Source organism: Stenotrophomonas sp. 3diitr2024 (assembly GCF_042136455.1).
Lineage (GTDB): Bacteria > Pseudomonadota > Gammaproteobacteria > Xanthomonadales > Xanthomonadaceae > Stenotrophomonas > Stenotrophomonas sepilia.
Window position 1 is genome coordinate 13,959 of the sequence record NZ_JBHHMJ010000452.1, and the last position, 17,330, is coordinate 31,288.

Annotated in this window: 18 protein-coding genes and 1 pseudogene; 6 read left to right on the plus strand and 13 right to left on the minus strand. The window is 67.5% G+C overall.

Annotated elements, in window-relative coordinates; genetic code table 11:
* Positions 1-166: 166 nt before the first annotated feature.
* Entirely contained in the window at positions 167-1,654 is a 1,488-nt protein-coding gene (proP, locus tag ABGA94_RS11140; RefSeq protein WP_095377504.1) for a glycine betaine/L-proline transporter ProP, read from the plus strand.
* Between the two features lie 84 nt (positions 1,655-1,738).
* On the opposite strand, the gene ABGA94_RS11145 is transcribed toward proP, so the two are convergent.
* From ABGA94_RS11145 to ABGA94_RS11165, 5 genes are all read right to left on the minus strand, one after another.
* The gene (locus ABGA94_RS11145; protein WP_069138412.1) at positions 1,739-2,356 is read right to left on the minus strand and encodes a hypothetical protein; all 618 of its coding nucleotides are present in this window, start codon (positions 2,354-2,356) and stop codon (positions 1,739-1,741) included.
* A 63-nt stretch (positions 2,357-2,419) separates the two neighbouring features.
* On the minus strand, positions 2,420-3,046 hold the full coding sequence (locus ABGA94_RS11150) for an AAA family ATPase (RefSeq protein ID WP_069138411.1): 627 nt from the start codon (positions 3,044-3,046) through the stop codon (positions 2,420-2,422).
* Positions 3,047-3,049: 3 nt separating this feature from the next.
* Positions 3,050-3,391, minus strand: coding sequence for a type II toxin-antitoxin system prevent-host-death family antitoxin (locus ABGA94_RS11155; RefSeq protein ID WP_005416745.1), 342 nt, complete (start codon positions 3,389-3,391; stop codon positions 3,050-3,052).
* Between the two features lie 70 nt (positions 3,392-3,461).
* The gene (locus ABGA94_RS11160) at positions 3,462-5,048 is read right to left on the minus strand and encodes a sensor histidine kinase (protein ID WP_375367293.1); all 1,587 of its coding nucleotides are present in this window, start codon (positions 5,046-5,048) and stop codon (positions 3,462-3,464) included.
* 9 nt (positions 5,049-5,057) lie between these two features.
* Positions 5,058-5,462: a response regulator gene (locus ABGA94_RS11165; RefSeq protein WP_005416747.1), complete on the minus strand. Its 405-nt coding sequence runs from the start codon at positions 5,460-5,462 to the stop codon at positions 5,058-5,060.
* A 123-nt stretch (positions 5,463-5,585) separates the two neighbouring features.
* On the opposite strand from ABGA94_RS11165, the pseudogene ABGA94_RS11170 reads away from it, so the two are divergent.
* Positions 5,586-5,739: pseudogene (locus ABGA94_RS11170) on the plus strand (OsmC family peroxiredoxin); the annotation flags it as partial.
* Positions 5,740-5,802: 63 nt separating this feature from the next.
* Here the strand turns inward: ABGA94_RS11170 and ABGA94_RS11175 are convergent.
* The 6 genes from ABGA94_RS11175 to ABGA94_RS11200 all read right to left on the minus strand — a co-directional run bounded on the left by ABGA94_RS11175 (position 5,803) and on the right by ABGA94_RS11200 (position 12,592).
* Positions 5,803-6,132: a hypothetical protein gene (locus tag ABGA94_RS11175; RefSeq protein ID WP_053500994.1), complete on the minus strand. Its 330-nt coding sequence runs from the start codon at positions 6,130-6,132 to the stop codon at positions 5,803-5,805.
* 97 nt (positions 6,133-6,229) lie between these two features.
* A complete protein-coding gene (locus ABGA94_RS11180) occupies positions 6,230-7,975 on the minus strand; it encodes a putative porin (RefSeq protein ID WP_095377500.1) in 1,746 nt (581 codons plus the stop codon).
* Between the two features lie 42 nt (positions 7,976-8,017).
* The gene (locus ABGA94_RS11185; RefSeq protein WP_375367294.1) at positions 8,018-8,689 is read right to left on the minus strand and encodes a TonB family protein; all 672 of its coding nucleotides are present in this window, start codon (positions 8,687-8,689) and stop codon (positions 8,018-8,020) included.
* 39 nt (positions 8,690-8,728) lie between these two features.
* Complete coding sequence (locus ABGA94_RS11190; protein ID WP_049413909.1) at positions 8,729-9,142, minus strand: biopolymer transporter ExbD; 414 nt, start codon at positions 9,140-9,142, stop codon at positions 8,729-8,731.
* A gap of 10 nt (positions 9,143-9,152) precedes the next feature.
* Entirely contained in the window at positions 9,153-10,937 is a 1,785-nt protein-coding gene (locus tag ABGA94_RS11195; RefSeq protein ID WP_375367295.1) for a DUF2341 domain-containing protein, read from the minus strand.
* A gap of 38 nt (positions 10,938-10,975) precedes the next feature.
* The gene (locus ABGA94_RS11200) at positions 10,976-12,592 is read right to left on the minus strand and encodes a ShlB/FhaC/HecB family hemolysin secretion/activation protein (protein WP_171956484.1); all 1,617 of its coding nucleotides are present in this window, start codon (positions 12,590-12,592) and stop codon (positions 10,976-10,978) included.
* A gap of 201 nt (positions 12,593-12,793) precedes the next feature.
* Between ABGA94_RS11200 and ABGA94_RS11205 the strand changes: the two genes are divergently transcribed.
* Entirely contained in the window at positions 12,794-13,129 is a 336-nt protein-coding gene (locus ABGA94_RS11205; RefSeq protein ID WP_005416765.1) for a hypothetical protein, read from the plus strand.
* Between the two features lie 93 nt (positions 13,130-13,222).
* On the opposite strand, the gene ABGA94_RS11210 is transcribed toward ABGA94_RS11205, so the two are convergent.
* Positions 13,223-13,699 (minus strand): hypothetical protein, encoded by a 477-nt coding sequence (locus ABGA94_RS11210; protein ID WP_375367297.1) that lies wholly within the window; start codon positions 13,697-13,699, stop codon positions 13,223-13,225.
* A 103-nt stretch (positions 13,700-13,802) separates the two neighbouring features.
* On the opposite strand from ABGA94_RS11210, the gene gspH reads away from it, so the two are divergent.
* Genes gspH through ABGA94_RS11225 form a run of 3 tightly spaced genes read left to right on the plus strand, consistent with a single transcriptional unit; the run spans position 13,803 to position 15,219 of the window.
* A complete protein-coding gene (gene gspH / locus ABGA94_RS11215) occupies positions 13,803-14,249 on the plus strand; it encodes a type II secretion system minor pseudopilin GspH (RefSeq protein ID WP_005416767.1) in 447 nt (148 codons plus the stop codon).
* Entirely contained in the window at positions 14,246-14,608 is a 363-nt protein-coding gene (gene gspI / locus ABGA94_RS11220; protein WP_005416768.1) for a type II secretion system minor pseudopilin GspI, read from the plus strand. Before gspH ends, gspI begins: the two co-directional genes overlap by 4 nt.
* Positions 14,605-15,219, plus strand: coding sequence for a prepilin-type N-terminal cleavage/methylation domain-containing protein (locus ABGA94_RS11225; RefSeq protein WP_338167496.1), 615 nt, complete (start codon positions 14,605-14,607; stop codon positions 15,217-15,219). Before gspI ends, ABGA94_RS11225 begins: the two co-directional genes overlap by 4 nt.
* A gap of 451 nt (positions 15,220-15,670) precedes the next feature.
* Here the strand turns inward: ABGA94_RS11225 and ABGA94_RS11230 are convergent.
* On the minus strand, positions 15,671-17,330 hold a 1,660-nt coding region (locus ABGA94_RS11230), incomplete at its 5' end, for a filamentous haemagglutinin family protein (RefSeq protein WP_375367299.1).

The following is a 17,330-nucleotide window of genomic DNA, read 5'->3' on the forward strand; positions in this document are numbered from 1 at the left end:
TCCGCATGTCCGCCGTTACGCCGGTGCGTTGTCGTGCGCGTGGCGCCGTGCGTGCGCACATTCCCCCTGCCCCCGATGCCTGCGCCACCTGCGCCTGCATCGCCGTTTCCGATTTCCGGGACCTAGCCCACCGTCTATTCACCTCTTCCACTTACAAGGGAGCCCCATGCAGGACACCCCCGAGGCACACGCCCATTTCGGCTGGTTCAAACGCCGCCGCCACCTGAAGGTCGATGAGATCACCGTCGTCGACAAGCCCATGCTTAAGCGCGCCGTCGGCGCGGCCGCACTTGGCAATGCCATGGAGTGGTTCGACTTCGGTGTCTATGGCTATCTGGCCGTCACCATCGGCCAGGTGTTCTTCCCCTCCAGCAACCCCACCGCGCAGGTGATCGCCGCGTTCGCCACCTTCACCGTAGCGTTCCTGGTACGGCCGCTGGGCGGTCTGGTGTTCGGCCCGCTGGGTGATCGCTACGGCCGCCAGAAAGTGCTGGCGTTCACCATGATCCTGATGGCGCTGGGCACGTTTGCCATCGGCCTGATTCCCTCGTATGAGCGCATCGGTATCTGGGCACCGGCGCTGTTGCTGCTCGCACGCGTTGTGCAGGGCTTTTCCACCGGTGGCGAATACGGGGGCGCGGCCACCTTCATCGCCGAGTATTCCACCGACCGCAACCGCGGCCTGATGGGCAGCTGGCTGGAGTTCGGCACGCTGGGCGGCTACATCGCCGGCGCCGGTACCGTGACCGCGCTGCACATGCTGCTGAGCAGCGAGCAGATGCTGGACTGGGGCTGGCGCATTCCGTTCCTGGTGGCCGGCCCGCTGGGCCTGCTCGGCCTGTACATGCGCATGAAGCTGGAGGAAACCCCGGCGTTCCGCGCCTTCGCCGAGGAAGCCGAGAAGCGTGAGCACGAGCGGCCGGGGCTGGGCGCGCTGTTCCAGGTACACGGTCGCCAGCTGCTGGTATGTATGGGCCTGGTGCTGGTGTTCAACGTCACCGACTACATGCTGCTGACCTACATGCCCAGCTACCTCAGCGTCACCATGGGCTATGCCGAGAGCAAGGGCCTGCTGCTGATCATCATCGTGATGCTGGTGATGATGCCGCTGAACATCGTCGGCGGGTTGTTCAGTGACCGGCTGGGCCGGCGCCCGATGATCATCGGTGCGTGCATCGCGCTGCTGGTGCTGGCCATTCCGTGCCTGCTGCTGGTCGGTAGCGGCAACGACGGGCTGATCTTCCTTGGCCTGATGCTGCTGGGGCTGGCGCTGGTGTGCTTCACCAGCTCGATGCCGTCCACGCTGCCGGCGCTGTTCTACACCCCGGTGCGCTACAGCGCGCTGTCGATCGCCTTCAATGTGTCGGTGTCGCTGTTCGGTGGCACCACGCCGCTGGTGACCGCGTGGCTGGTGGAGCGTACCGGCGACCCGCTGGTGCCGGCCTATTACCTGATGGGCGCGGCGGTGATCGGCCTGGTGACCATGCTGTTCGTGAAGGAAACCGCCGGCCTGCCGCTGCGCGGTTCACCGCCGGCCGTCGGCAGCGACAAGGAAGCGGCCGCGCTGTTGAAGAGCGATGTGCCGGTGACGGTGGACCCGACCTTGCCGCCGCTGCCGGATGTTGCCGAGCCCGAGCAGGTGAAGCCTGCCTGAGGCCGGGTGCAGAATGCGATCCACGCATGGCGTGGATCGATGGGCCAAGTGGCGCCGGGTGGATACGCCCGGCGCTGCATGGCGCTACGTCTTGATGCGGGTCAGCTTCCCCGGCGTCCAACGCAGCGTCCAGGTGTAGTTTCCGTCCGGCGGACAGACGTGGCGGAAATCGCGGGGAATTTCGCAGACCGTTGCGCCTGCGGTAACGGTGAAGGCAACGATGATCCGGTTGCCTTCGATTCGGATCGACTGCACCGCGCCCGGAATCTGGATGCCGGCATCATCGCCATAGCCATACCTGCGGATGGCGGCATAGTCCTCTGCCTCCACCGGCGACAGGCTCTTCGGGTTCTCCTGGCCACGCGGATCGTTCGCTGTCAGCGCCGTCATCACCGCCACCACATTGCTCTGCGCGAAGCTGCCGCCGGTGTAGGTGGACGTGTAGAAATACACGACCTCGGCACGGCCATCGCCATCGAGATCGGCAACAGCGGTCCACACCGGACGGAACTCGGATTCGATGTCATCGCCGGGAATCAGCCGCAGATTGGCTTCGGCGGCCCGATACGCCTGTACCAGGCTGGGCGGCGCCACCACCCGCTTGGACGCGGCCGGCGCGGCCATCGCCGTCAGGCTGGACAGCGCCAGCGCAGCAAGCGCCAGGCAGGTCGAAGTGGAGCGGAACATCGCAGGTCCGTGCATGTCATCCTCCTTGGGTGTGCGGCCAGTCTAACCACAGCCAAAGCATCCCCGCATGGCGTGGATCTAGCGCGGGGTGTTCGATTCCATTGCACGCATCACGATGGGCTTGGCCCAGCCGGGCGTGTGCAGCAGGTCGGCTACGGCAATCGGGTACTGCAGTTCGCCTGCAGCCATGGCCAATACCGGCAGCGGCACCACGCAACCCTGCGCGTCGGCCGGTGCGCTGTTGTCGTAGACGTGCAACTCGGCCAGGTGCGGCAGCAGCTCCAGCAGGTTCGCGCGCGCGGAATCGAAACGCGCGCGGATCTTCTCGACTGGAATGTCATGGCCACCGGCGGCCACCCGCGCAGCAACACGGGCGATATGCAGCTCAACATCGGCCAGCCCACAGAACCAGATCGCCACCTGATGCCGTTCGCAGGCCTCACGCAGCAGGCGCGGAATGGTGTTGCCGCCGAGCGTCGTCTCGAAGGCGAAGTCGGTGCCATCGGCCATGGCCTGGCGCAGGCGGCGGGTGCCTTCCTGCCATGCCTCGGCGTTGGCCTCCGGCAGCGACCAGCCGGCGTCGACCAGGCGACGGGTGAACGCGTCCGGGTTGAACCAGCTCAGCCCTTCGGCGTCCAGCCAGGTGCCCAGCAGCGAACTCTTGCCGGCGCCATTGACACCGGCCAGCGCCAGGATGCGTCCCATCGATCAGAGCGGGCGGCCGAGGGTGACCTTGCGGCCGCGCCGGATCGGCTGGCCCAGCACCTTGCCCAGCCCTTCACCGCGCTGCAGCCCGGCCAGGGTCTGGTCGAACTCGCGGCGCAGGCGCTGCAGTTCCTCGTTGCGCTCACCGGCATCGCCGCCAGCGGCCTTGGCCAGCAGTTCCTGGTAGGTGCGGATGTCCACGATCACCGCTTCCGGGTGATTGTGGTTGGTGATGACCAGCGCCTGCTTTTCGCGCACGGTGCGCATCAGGCTCGGCCAGCCGCGGGTCTTCACCGACGAGGCCGGGGCCTTTTCGAGGCCAGGCAGATCCAGCGGCAGGGTCATGGCACGGCTCCAAGCGGGGCGGATGGGAACCACTATACCCAATTTGGCCAAATTGGAGATAAATGCCCTTTTACCCAGGCAGCCCGGTGTCCGGGGCGTCGGTCTGCAGCAGGCTGTCGCGATCGCGCAGCGGGAAGCGGATCCAGGCATCCAGGCCTTGCGGGGTAAAGCGCAGCTCGCCGCTGCCGGCCAGTTCATAGGGCACCCGCTGCTCGATCAGGACCCGCCCCAGGCCACGCTGGCGTGGCATCTCCCACCCCTCCACCTCGGCATGGCGCTCGCACCAGTGCAGGCCCAGCCACGGCTGCCCGTCCTGCACCTGCAGCTGCCAGCAGACATCGACCCGCCCGTCCTCGTGGGCCAGCGCGCCGTGCCGGAGCGCATTGGCGGCCAGCTCATGGATGGCCAGCGACAGTACTTCGGCCGCCTTCGGTGGTAACAGCACATCCTCACCCTGCAGGTGACAGGCAGCGGCCGCCGGTGCCTGCGCCGCGATCTCCTCCTCGAGCATGCCGCGCAGGCAGACCCCTACATTGGCGCCGCGGGTCAACAGGCTCTGCGTGCGCGCCAGTGACATCAGCCGCGCGCACAGGCGCTCGGCATACTCGTCCACGCTGCCGACCGATACGCGGGTCCGCCAGGCAATGGCATGGATGGTCGACATGATGTTGCGCACCCGATGCTGCAGTTCGGCCAGCAGCACCGACTGGCGCTCGGTGGCACGCTTGAGATCGTCGATGTCCACGGCGATCGCGAACACGCCACTCACCCCGCCATCGGCATCACGCAACGGTGCGGCGGCGACGCGTGTCCAGCGCGCGCGCCCGTCGTCATGGATGAACTGGAACTCCAGGCCTGGGACCATCGTCTCCCCCCGCAGGGCGCGGGCGATGGCGAAATCGTGGGGTTCGATGCGCGAGCCATCGGGATGCGTACCCTGCCACCGGTAATGGTTGGGGCGATCCGTGGAGGGCACCTTGCCGGTGGGAAGATAGGTCCGCATCTGGTCGTTGGACAGCTGCAGGTTGCCGTCGGCGTCGACAATGCAGACACCCACCGGCAGCACCTTGAAGGCCAGCGCCAACCGGCGGTCGCTCTCACGGCGCTTCTGTTCCTCGCGTTCGCGGGCCGCCTGCGCGACGTGCGCAGCGGTCGTTTCGAACATGGTCACCAGCACGCCGTTGATGCACCCGTCCTCTCCCCGTATGGGGCTGTAGGTGATGGTGAACCAGACATCCTCCAAGCGCCCCCGCCGCGCCAGCGGATAGAGCTTGTCCTCATAGGTGATGGTCTCGCCCTGCCACACACGCTGGTAGATCGGGCCGTTGATGTGCCAGACCTCGGGCCAGCACTCGCGCGTCGGCTGGCCCAGTCCGCCAGGATGCTTGTCAGCCAGGATCTCGGCATAGCCATCGTTGTAGAGCTGCACCAGCTGCTCGCCCCACAGCACGATCATCGGAAAGCCGTGCGCAAGCATCAGGTCGACGGTGGCGCGCAGGTGCGGCGGCCATTGCTCGATCGCACCCAGTGGCGTGCCTGACCAGTCGTGCCGGGCAATACGGGCGGCCATGCCGTCATGGCGCGCATGCGCCTGCAGCGACGGCGGCATGCCCGCCGGGCGCTCAACGGCCCGGAGGCCTTCGGTGTGGCGCGACATGCCGCGCAATCAGGCGATGCCCGCAGGGGCCTGCGGCGTCGCCACCAGTCCCGCCAGCTGCTGGACCAGGGCCTCGATGTGATAGGGCTTGGTGCAGCGTGGCGCATCCGCGAAGCGGCTGGGCAGGTTGTCATCGTAGCCAGAGGTCAGCATGAACGGCGTACCCGCTTCGGCCAGCCGGTCGGCCAGCGGATACACCTGTTCACCGCCCAGGTTGATGTCCAGCAGGGCCACATCGATGGGGTTGTCATCCAGCAGCCGGCCGAGTGCCTGCAGATCCCCGGCCGGCCCCACCACCTGCGCGCCCTTCAGCTCCAGGTAGTCCACCAGGAACATCGCGATGGCGAATTCATCTTCCGCCACCAGTACTCTCAACCCTTTCAGGCCTTCTGGTTTGTTGCCCGCTTCCAGCACGACCGGCGCTCCTCGATACACGCGGCCCACCTCCGCCGCAACGGCCGTAGGATGCGCGAACCGGGCTACAAGGGCGCGTGATGATCGATGAAGATCGCAGCCGCGGCGCATTCACTCCGGCATGGCAGCTTCCATGCCGAGCTGCGCTCGGAACGTGACGAGGATGGCCGTTTCCACGTGCACCGCGTGCTGCATGCCAGCGCTGGAAGTGGCGGAGAAGACCCTGGTGATGCGCGAGGGTGCACGCATCACCAGTGAGCGCGGGGGTGCTGCGTAACCCCATCCACGCATGGCGTGGATCTACTGTAGAGCCAGGCCCATGCCCGGCTCTGCAAAAGGTTCAGCGCCGTGAATGCAGCACGGTGCGCTGGCGCATCGCGTTGAATTCCTGCTCTACCTGCTGGATATCCTCGGCCTGGAACCCGGCCGCGTCCAGCAGCTCGTCGGCGGCGGCGGCCGCCAGCGGATCATCGTCACGCTGGCGCCAGCAGCGCGCTGGCAGGAAATACCCCACTTCGCTGCGCCCGCGCATGATCACCACCGGCCGGCCTGCATACAGCAGGAACTCCGCCAGGTGCTGGCGCAGCCCCTCCACCGAGACATAGGCCGGGCCGATGCCCAGCGATCGGCTGGACGGTTCGGAACTCTCGAACAGCTTGCGACGGCTCATCCACTCCTCCTTATGTGCAGCGCGTGGTCTCCTTTCCTTAGACGGGCGCATCGCTGCGCCCCCGCCACGCACTACGTGATCCACATCACGCCGTCACTCAGAACCCGGTATTGAACTCCAGCTGGAACACATCGATCGACAGTGGAGCACCGGACACTTCCTTGGCCGCCATCCACTTGCCGCTGATCCAGCTGCGCGCGTCCAGCGCGTAGGCGCCGCCCACGTAGTAGCCGCGGGCGTTGGTGCCCCCGAGGTGGAAGTTCGGGTCGTTGTAGGCGTCCGGCAGCGCATCGGCCTCGATGCGCTTGTAGCCCAGCAGCGCCTGCCACTGGCCCTTCTCCTTCAGGTCGGTGGCACCGAAGGTGGCCTGCACCATCCAGGCGGTGTCGCCGCTGCGGAAGGTGTCGATGCTGGCGGTACCACCGGCGCCGTAGTTGTTGACGATGCCGTTGTTGGCCCGGCTGAACATCGCCTGCTTGTCGTAGGCCAGGTTGCGGATGTAATCGCCATCCAGGCGCAGGCCGATGCCCTGGGCCAGCTGCGTATCCCAGCGCAGGTTCAGCGTGGCCAGGCGGAATGCCGAGGCCAGGCCGACGTACTGCGGGGTGGGCGTGTTGGCTGGATCCAGCGGGTTGCGTGCGATGTCGCGGATCAGCATCAGGGTGTTGCCCTTCTGCATGAACGCCGGGCGCGACCAGTCGGTGTCGCAGCCCACCGCGCCCGCATACAGCGCGCACGGCGAGGACAGGCGGCCGCTGATGTTCTTGAAGTCGTAGTAACCCAGCGCGGCGCGCAGCGCGTTGTCATCGTTGAAACGCCAGTTCACGCCGACCTGTGCACCGGACAGCCACTTGTTCTCGTTCGGGGTCTTGACCCGACTCTGGCTGGGCGCGCTGTCGGAGGTGTACTCCAGCGGTACCACCGCCAGATTGCCGAACAGGCCAAGGTCACCGCCGCCGAAGTCGTACTGCAGGTTGGCGGCCAGGCCATCGAAGTTCAGGTCGTTGGAGAACAGCGTATCGCTGGTCCAGAACGGATTGCCGAAGCGGCCGCCGCGCACCGTCACCCAGTCGGCCGGGCTGTAGGCCAGCCAAGCCTGGTCCAGCCACACGTCCTTCTTGCTCAGGCCACCACCCAGCTGCTCGGTGGTTGACACCGGGCCATTGCTGCTGCCGCTGGCCAGGCGCACGCCGGCCGTGGTGTGCTGGCCGATGGTCGCCTCGATGCCGAGGCGGGCGCGGATGCGCCACAGGTTGCGGCGGTCCTGGCGGGTGTTCAGCAGCGGTGGCAGCTGCAGGTTGGTGTTGGTGTTGGTGTCGAAGCCGTTGCCGGAATTGATCGACGACCAGTTGCTGACGATGTCGCTGTTGCGTTCGGAGAAGAAGCGCGACTCGCTGCGCACGCGCATGTCACCGGTGACCTTGATGCGCTTGGTCCACTCAGCCACTTCGTTCGGCGCCGCCCAACCCTCGGACCTGGCCTGCGTCATCACTTCCTGGCGCACTTCGTCACGAATGCCGTCGCGCACGCTCTGCGGTACGTACGGCACGCGCACGTCACCGGCCTCCAGGGCCACGCCACCACTGGCGGCCGGTGTCCCGGCGGCCGCGGTGCGCTGCAACGCCGCTGCTTCGGCCTGCGCCTGCACCAGCAATGCCTGGCCGTCTTCGGGTTTCAGTGCACCGCTGGCGATCAGCCCCTTGATCAGCTTGACCATGGTGGTTTCGGCGGCCATCGCGCCGGCCGGGGCGGCCAGGCTGAGCAGCACGGCGCAGCACAGCAGCGCCCGTCGGGCCGGCCGCGGGTGGCGGGAGTCGGTTCGTGCACGGACGTGGTCGTTCATCACGGTTCTCATCGGAAGAAGGGAAATCACGGAGGTCGGGAATCAGGCCCCGGGCCGGCGGCCCTGGATCAGGACGCGGGCGGGGAAATCAAGCGACGGCGGCGGTGCCTGGTCGACCTTGCCGATGCGACGCAGTGCATCGAGCACGGCCGCGTCGGCCTCCTCGTTGCCACTGCCACGCACCAGCTCGACCTTCTCCAGGCGACCATCGCTGGCCAGCCACACATTCACCTGCAACTGGAACGCCAGGCGCTTGACCTTGTCGTCGCGCGAGATCGCCTGCTGCATCAGGTAGCCGAGGTAGCGCCCATAGGTGGCGTTGCCGGCACCGCCACGACCGACACCGGACGAACCGCCACCACTGCCGGACTGGATGCCGAAGTTGTCGCCACCGGCCTGCGCGTCGGCATTCATCGTCACCGGATCGCTGTTGTCCGGGGTCGGCGTCGGCTCTTCGGCCGGCGTCGGCTGATCCAGCGGCTCCGGTTCGGGCATCGTCTCTTCCGGCGGCGTTTCCGGTTCCGGCGGTTTTTCCGGTGGAGGCGGGGGTGGCGGAGGCGGTGGCGGTGGCGGCAACGCCAGCATCGGCGGCTGCGCCACCGGCCGGCGGGTGCTGGCGGTGTCCTTGAACAACAGCCACCACAGCGCGACGCCGAGCACCAGCAACGCGACCAGCACCAGCGCGACGGTCACCAGCAACGGGCGACCACGCATGCCGGGCTCCGGCCGGGGGGGTTGATGGGCGGTCATGCCTCAGCCCTGCGCCTTGCCGGTGACCAGGCCCACCTGGGCCAGCTCCAGGCGCCGCAAGAGGTCCAGCACCTCGACCACCCGGGCATATTGCACCTGTGCGTCTCCGCGCACGATCACCGGGAAATCCGGCGTGGTCGCGCGCTCGGTACGCAACCGGTCTTCCAGCTCGGCCATCGTCACCGGGTAGGCATCCAGGAACACCTGGCCGCTGGGGTCGATGGTGATCGCCTTGGTCTTCGGCTTCTCCAGCGCCACGGCGTTGCTGGCCTTCGGCAGGTTGACCTCGATACCGGGGATGGAGGCGTTGCTGGTCAGGATGAAGATCACCAGCACCACCAGCAGCACGTCGACGAAGGGCGTCACGTTGATGCCCTTCTCGCGCTTCTTGATGCCGAACTTCGCCTTCTGGCCCATGGCGCGCTCCTCAGCCCTGGACCGCGGCCGGGCCGCGCCCGTCCTGCTCTTCGGCCAGGCGCGCGGCGAACTCGTCGATGAACACCGCCATGTCCGCACCGATCGCTTCGGCACGCGCGCCCAGGTAGTTGTAGCCGAACAGTGCAGGGATCGCGACGCCGAGGCCAGCCGCCGTACACAGCAGCGCTGCGGCCATGCCGGGTGCCACCGAGTTGATGTCGACCGCGCCAGCCATCGCCGCCACCACGAACACCAGCATGATGCCAATCACGGTGCCGAACAGGCCCACATACGGGGCACCCTCGATGGTGGTCGACAGCCAGTTCATGCGCCGTGCCATCGCTTCCTGCTCACGCACCATCACCGCATCCATCGACGCGCGGATCGCCGCGATGGTGGCGCCACTGAGGTAGCCACTGTTGCCGTCGCGCTGATGGCGCTGCTGCATTTCATCGATGGCCACCTGGTAGATGCGCCACAACGAGCCATCGTGCATCGCGGCCGGCGCCTTGCCCTGGCGGTCCATGTCGGACAGGGTGCGCAGCGGCACGCCGGACAGCTTGCCGAAGCTCTCGGTGAACACCGCATTGGCCTTGCTGGTACGGCCGAAATGCCGCCCCTTGGCGATCATGATCGCCCACGACAGCAGCATCATCAGGCCGAGGATCGCGACCACCACCCAGGCATCGAACGGCATCGCCTTGAGGATGAAGGCGAAGTGGCTCTGCCCGGCTGACTGCTCGTCCGCGCCGTAGCTGATCAGCCGCGAATCGGCACCCTGTGCGGTGGCATCGGCCAGCAGCAGCGCGGCCGGCCGTGCCACGCGCGAGACGCGCAGTTCATCCAGCGCACCTTCGAAGTTGGCCAGTGGCTGCACCGCCCCCGGCGCATCGGCACCCACCACCGGAGCCGTGCCCAGCGCCGGCAGCGCACCGCTCAGCTGGGCAACGACGCGCCCGTTGAGGTACAGCTGCAACGCGCCCTTCTCTGCCGTCAGTGCAACGTGTGCCCACTGTCCTTCCGGAACCGGCTGCGCGGGCGTGCTGCGCTGGCCATTGAGCTGCACGAACGGCACGCGGTTCTCCATGCCCAGCACCAGCTCGGATGCGCCGTCGCGACGCGCATAGATCGCCTGCGCCGCAGTGTTGCCGCCCGGCTTGATCCAGGCTGAAACGGTGAGCGGCGCGCCCGCTTCCTGAGCCAGCGATGCGCTGGCAGGCAGCGGCAGCGGACCGGCGCCCAGCTGCACGCCACGGCCGATCACCGTGCCTTCCGACGGCGGCACCACCGCACCGGCATTGTTGCCATAGGCGGTGGTGTCGCGTGCCGGCGCATTGGCCTCGGCAAAGTGGTAGACCAGCGTGTAGTCCGGATCGAACACCTGCTGGCCGTTGCCGCTGGCCGGTGCCTTCTCATTGCCGTAGTACATCCAGATCGTCTGCGGCGCGGCGGTACTGACCGCCGGCACGTCGACCCAGACCAGGGCCAGGCCCATCCTGGGATCGAACTGTTCGATCTGGTGGGCCAGCACGGTACGGCCATCACCCGAAACGAAGCGCAGGTCGTTGCCAGCATCCTGGGTTCCGTCGAAGCCGAAGTTGCCGGTATGCAGGCGCAGCAGCAGCGGCGTGCGGCCCGGGTCACCGGCCAGGCCCGCGCCCTGCGGGCCGGCGTCGATGGTGATCGGCTTGCGGTACTTCCATTCGGCCTGCCACCAATTGGCATCGGCCGCAGCCACCGGCAGCGCAACCAGCGCGGCCAGCAGCAACAACACTCGGGAAAGCAAACGGTCCATGCGAAGGGTCTCCGGAGAACGCATGTTCAAGGGAAGGGTCAGTAACTGGTGCTGATGTTGAAATGCAGGCGCGGGTCGTCCTTGCGCGTGACCGGGCCATCGGCATACGGCCAGGCGTAGTCCAGGCGCAGTTGCAGGTGTTGACCCAGGCGCAGCTGCGCGCCCAGGCCGACCGAGGCCAGGTTGTACTTGTCGCGCTGTTCGGGCAGCGGCTGGCGCAGGCGCAGGTAGGCCGCGTCGGCAAAGCTGTAGACACGCAGGTCGGTGCCGCGCCACGGTGACCACGCAGGCGTGCGCCATTCCAGGCTGGCCAGGCCGCCGTAGTCGCCGATCGCCTCGGCCGAGAGATACCCACGCACGGTGTACATGCCGCCGGCGGCGAACTGCTCTGCCGACACCAGCGGCGCGTCGGTCACCTGCAGCGATCCACGCGCATACCACTGCCAGTCGTTGCCGAAAGTGTGGGTGTTGGCCACATCGGCCTTGAACGCCACGAAGCTCGGATCGGCCCAGTAGCGCTTCTGCCCGAACGCGGTGGCGTCACTGCCGTAGCCGAACAAGCGACGCGTACCGGCCACCAGCTGGGTGTTGATGCTCAACTGATCCTGCTCACCCTGGCGTACACCGACAAACGCCAGAGTGATCGGCGCGTACCTCAGCGGCGTCTTCAGGCTCTCCTTGCCCATCTGCGTGTCTTCCTCGGTGTCCTTGAAATCCACGCCGAGGCTGAGCTGGCGCCACCACTGGCTGCTGCCCGGCAGGCGGTAGTTGAGCTTGAGGCCGATCGAATGGCCGTTGCCGATCACATTGGTGCCGGTGCCGGTACCCACCTGCCCACCTGCATTCAACACGCGGCTGTCGGATCTGTAGCCGGAGGCTTCCAGGCTCCACGGCGTGCCTTCGAACGGCATCGTGTACGAGGCCGAGAACACCTTGGCCTGCTTCGTGTCTTCCGGCGCCAGATACACGCCGAGGTTGGCGCTGTGCCCACGCTTCCACAGGTTGTCGTAGGCCAGCGATGCACTCAGGCGCAGCTTCTCGGTGTCGGCGCTATGGTCGTTGTTGAGTGACGCACTGGCACGCCACGGCGACTTCTCCTCGACCTGCAGGTCCACATCCATCGTGCCCGGCACCTGGCCTTCGCGCACCAGTGGCATCACCTGGCGACGTCCGCCTTCGTTCAGTGCGGTCAATTCCTTCTGGGCCTGGTCGAAGTCAGGCACCTTGCCCTCGGCCAGCGCCGGTACACGTTCCCGGATGCGTTCGGGCGACTCGTGGCGGGTGCCGACCACGCGCAGCTGGCCGATCGGCGTCTGCTGCACCTTCAGCAGCACCACGCCCCCACTGACCTGCTGCTCGGGTAGCTCGACGTAGACCGACTGGTAGCCGGCCTGCTGATAGAGCGCGTGGACCGCATCGCGCGCCTTCTCGACATCGGCCAGGGTCTTGCCCGGGCCGAGGAACGGTTCCACCGCACGTTCAATCTGCCGCGGATCGAGCACCGTGTTGCCGCGCACGACGTATTCGTTGATGTTCACGCTGGGCGCGGGTGCTGCCTCCTGCGCGAACAGCGGCAGCGGCATCGCGGCCAGGGCCAGCACCAGCGGATGCAGGCGCAGCGGAAGGCGAACGGCTCGGCACGGAACAGGATTCATCGAAGGCATCGCGTCGTATCGAAGGGAGGGGCCAGGGAGCGGCGCGTGGATCTACCAACAGGACGTGTACATCGCGTCAAAGCCGCCAACAGTTTTGTGACAGCACTGTCATCTTTTGAAAGCGCCGCAACGCACGCAGGCGGACCCTGCCTTGGCCACCCGTCTTTATTGCAGGACATCGATTGCTGCGGGAGATTCGAGATGTGTGAATCGTTGATGCCGGACCTGCGCGCCGCCCTCGCCCTCGCCCTGCTGCTGGCGCTGCCATCGGGTCGCGCCGACGAGTCGAAGAAGCAGGAAGAAGCTGCGCCCTGCATCGAAGTACTGGTCAACGGCGAGCGGATTCCGGCCTGGGACTGTCTGCAACGCAAGCTGGCGCCTGCGACAAGGCCGGCGAAGTCGGCGGCGCTCCCCGAAGCCGAACGCCTGATGCAGCAGCCCGGCAACCAGCTGATGCAGTACAACCTGGAAGGCACGCGGCAGCGCATGGGCGATGCGTTCGGTCGCTCGGTGGTGCCGCAGCGACCTGCGCGCTGAGTCTGCGCAGCTGTGGGGCTGAGCGCGCGCTCGGCTGTCTTTGCATTCATCGGCGATGCCACGGCGCGAAAGCCGCCGAGCGCAGGCTCGGCGCTACTGCGTGCCGCTCTGCCGACCGGCCGGCACGATGCCATCGCTTGGTACCGGCGGCAGCTCGGGAACCGGCAGGCTGCGCAACTGCCCCGCCTGGTTCAGCTCCACCGCGTTGGCGCTGATGCTGGCGAGAACCGTGCAGGGCCCCAACCGCTGACCCGGCGCGTACGCTTCGGCAGGACGCCCATCCACCGAAAGCAGCGCCAGCGGCGCGTGGTCGCCGGCCATCACACCCAGCACGACCACCTCGGTCTGCACCGCGCCCGGGGACAGCAGCCGCACCAGCGGCAGGCTTGCCACCGCATCGAACATCGGCCGCACCGCCGCCTCGGCTTTCGCCTCGCTGGCCGCGGCCGCTGGCGCCACCGCAGACAGGGTGACGCTCCAGTAGGCCACCACCGCCAGCAGCAGGGTTGCCGCCAGCAGCGTCAGTATGCGATTGCGATCCCAGCGCCTGCCGTCCATGTTCCGCACCATCGCCACGTTCGTGTCTGCCCACGCTAGCAGGTGCGGCTGACGCTTTTGTTTCATCATGCGGGCCTACGCTGGCAGGCATCGACCCGGACAGGAGGCAACGTCGATGCAGCGCGTGCCGCGTGGTTTCACCCTGCTGGAACTGATGGTGGTGCTGGTGATCATCGGTATCTGCACGGCGGGTATCGGGCTGGGCCTGGGCAGCCTGCTCGACCCGGGCCGGCAGCTGCGACAGGAAGCCGAACAGTTGGCGCAGCGCCTGCAGGTGGCGCGCGACGAGGCCCGGATCGATGGCCGCCCCCTGCGCTGGCAGGCCGACACCGCCGGCTACCGCTTCAGCCGCCGCGAAGGCACCCGTTGGGTGGATGTGCAGCGCGACGACCTGCTGCGCCCACAACCATGGCAGCTGGCGGGCATCGCGGTGCAGCCGACCACGCCGATTGAACTGAGCCCCGAATGGATTGGCGTGGCGTGGGAAGTGACGCTGTCGTTGCAGGGCCGCCAGCTGCGTCTTCGTGATGATGGCAGCGGACAGTTGCAGGTCGTGCAGTGAAGCGGAACAGGCACGGGTTCACCCTGATCGAAGTGCTGATCGCATTGGCGATCGTTTCAATCGCACTGGCGGCGGTGATGCGTTCGGTGGCGGTGGCTACCGACGATCAATCGCGCCTGCGCGACCGTCGGCTGGCACTGATGTGCGCGCAGGACCGCTGGCAGGAGCTGCGCCTGGCTGGGCAGCCGCCGCAGGATGCACGGCAGCGCTGCGTGCAGGGGCGCAGCACGTTCCTGGTGCTGCAACATCTCGGCACCGGCAGCGACAGCCAGCCGCAACTGGAACTGAGCGTGGTGGCCGAAGATGCACCGCAGCAGTCCCTGGCGCGGATGCAGCTGCCATGGACCACCATGCAATGAAGCGGGTCACGCGTGGCTTCACCCTGATCGAAGTGATGATCGCGATCACCATCATGGGTGTGCTGGCGCTGATCTGCTGGCGTGCGCTGGACAGCGTGGCCAGCAGCGACCAGCGCCTGCGCCGGGCCGATGCCGAAACCACGACGGCGCTGCGCATCCTGCAGCAGTTCCAGCGCGATATCGAGATGCGTGCCGACGACGCGCTGATGAATGGTGCAGTGCGTCCGGCCGATCAACCGCAGCGGCTGCTGCCTCCGTCCCTGGTAAGCGAACGGCACCCGGATGGCAGCTTCGCGCTGGAGATCACCCGCAGTGTCGGCAGTGATGGACTACGCTGGCAGCGGGTGCGCTGGTGGCGGCAGGGCAATACGCTGTGGCGGGCCAGTGGCGCGGCGACGGATCGATACCCCCTGCCCGTGCCTGAGCCGTCGAAAGGCATTGCGGTGGCCAGGGATGTGCAGCGGTTCGAGGTACGCGCCTGGCAGCCGGGCGCGGGGTGGGCGCTGTTGCCGAGCGAAGGCGAGGTGCTGCCGGCCACCGGGCTGGAACTGCGGTTGGGCCTGCGCGATGGGCGCGGGTCGCTGAGCTACCGGCGGGTGCTGGAGCTTTAGGATTCCTCCCAGGCAAAGCATCCACGCATGGCGTGGATCTACTGCCGAGCGGCTTCTACTGCCCGGCCTGCTTTGGCGGGTGCCGACCTTGGTCGGCACTGATGCTGGCCCAGCCATCCACGCATGGCGTGGATCTACTGCCGAGCGGCTTCTACTGCCCGGCCTGCCCTGGTGGGTGCCGACCGTTGGTCGGCACTGATGCTGGCCCAGCCATCCACGCATGGCGTGGATCTACTGCCGAGCCTGCCGCCGGGCGCTCTCCTGCACCCGGCGGCGCCGTGTCGGTGGTCCTCACCGCCGATGGCCGCTCCCTGCCCTCCGTGCCGTCCTGGCTGGGGCCGCCACCGTTCCCTGGCGGCTGGCCCGATGCTGTCCGTTCTTTCTGGTCAGTCCCATCCACGCATGGCGTGGATCTACTGCCGGCCGCGATCGTGCCGACCAGGGTCGGCACCTACCGGCGCTGCGTGCCGTCGTCGCGGCTGGCCTGCGGGAACTGGAATGCGCTGTCGGCGTCGTAGCCGCTGTTGGCGGTAGTGCCGCGCGCCGGCGGCGCTACGCTGCTGGTACCGCTGCCGAAGCCCAGGATCTGCACGCTGATCACCGACGGCTGGTTGCGCCGTGCGTCGTCCTGGCTCTTGCGCATCACGTCCTGTGCCGCCTGGCTGGCGCTGTTGGCTGCCGCACTGGCCGCGGCCAGCGCATTGACGTTGACCGATGCCAGCACCGGCAGGCCCTTGCTCTCGCCCTGTACCTGGATGTTGGCCGCGTTGAGCACCTGCAGCGCGGCCAGATTGATGTTGCCGGAGACGCGTATACCGGCCTCGCCCGCATCGATGGTGCCCAGCGGTGCGATCAGATCGACGTCGCCCGGCGGCACTTCGGCGATGGGGTTCAAGGTCGCGATGCCAGCACCGCTGGCCGGGGCCTGCGGCGACAGGATCACATTGCCCCACCCGTCATAGACGCGGCGCGGTGGCGTGTACAGCAACGTCGTGCGCGAACCACGACCGGCATTGATGTCACCCTGCTCCGACCACGCCAGGATGTCGCCGCCGAACGTGGTCATCACCCGCGACAGGCCCAGCAGCACGCTGTCCTGGCTGAACAGCCGGATATCGCCCTGCCCTTGGGTCACCAGTCCGGCACTGGCCGGGGGCACCACGCCCTGCACACCGATCACGATCTGCCCACCCGGCGCCATCAGCTCGATGTTGCCACCCGCTTCGGTGCGCACGCCGGAGCCGCCGTACATCACGATATCGCCGGTGCGCTGGATCGTCGCGCCGGTCGCATCCTTGTCTGGCATCAGCGTAGCGATGGCCTCGCGCCCGCGCAGGTAGGAGCCGAAGCGGGGCCCTTCTGCATCGGTATATTCCCGTCCACCTTCGCGCAGCTCGGCGTAATAGACATGGCGCAGGAAGATGTGCTGCTGTTCCTGCGGCAGCGCATCGAAGGCAGCCAGCGCCCCGTCGCCGTCAGCAGCCACGCCGAAGCGCTGCTGCAGCCACTGCGTCAGTTCCTGGTCGTAGACCTTGACTGCCTTGCCCGGCTGCGACGCAAGCGATTGCGCGGGATCGGCAAGGTTGACGGGGTCCAGATAGCGGGCACGCAGGGCCGCGAAATCGATCTGCTGGTTGCCGGCCGTCAGCGCGATGCTGGCACCGGGACGGGTGTCGCCCTGCACGATGCCACCGAGGCTGACGATGCTGCCCGCATCCTCCTGGCGCAGCTGGCGGCCGGCACTGATCTCGGTGTTGCCGGGGCCGGCGATGGTCGCGTTCAGATGCACGACGTCGCGGCCCGCCGCTGCCACCGTGATGTCGGTGGGCGCGGTGTTCAACGCGGTCATCGACACCCCGAGGATGTCCCGGCCTGCCCGCAGTTGCACGGCGCCGGCGGCCTCGAACCAGTTCAGCTGGGTGCGCTGCCCCACGTTGGGATCCAGCGTGCGCCGGGCGCCGGTGGCCAGACCGATGATGTCGCCCTGCACCGCGTAGAAGCGGCCGTCCTTTTCGCGGTACTGCTTGAACTGCGGCGGCGCCATGCGGGCCACGCCGGCATCTTCGCTGGCGATGTCACCGGCACCGGACAGGTCACGCAGGCCCACCGCA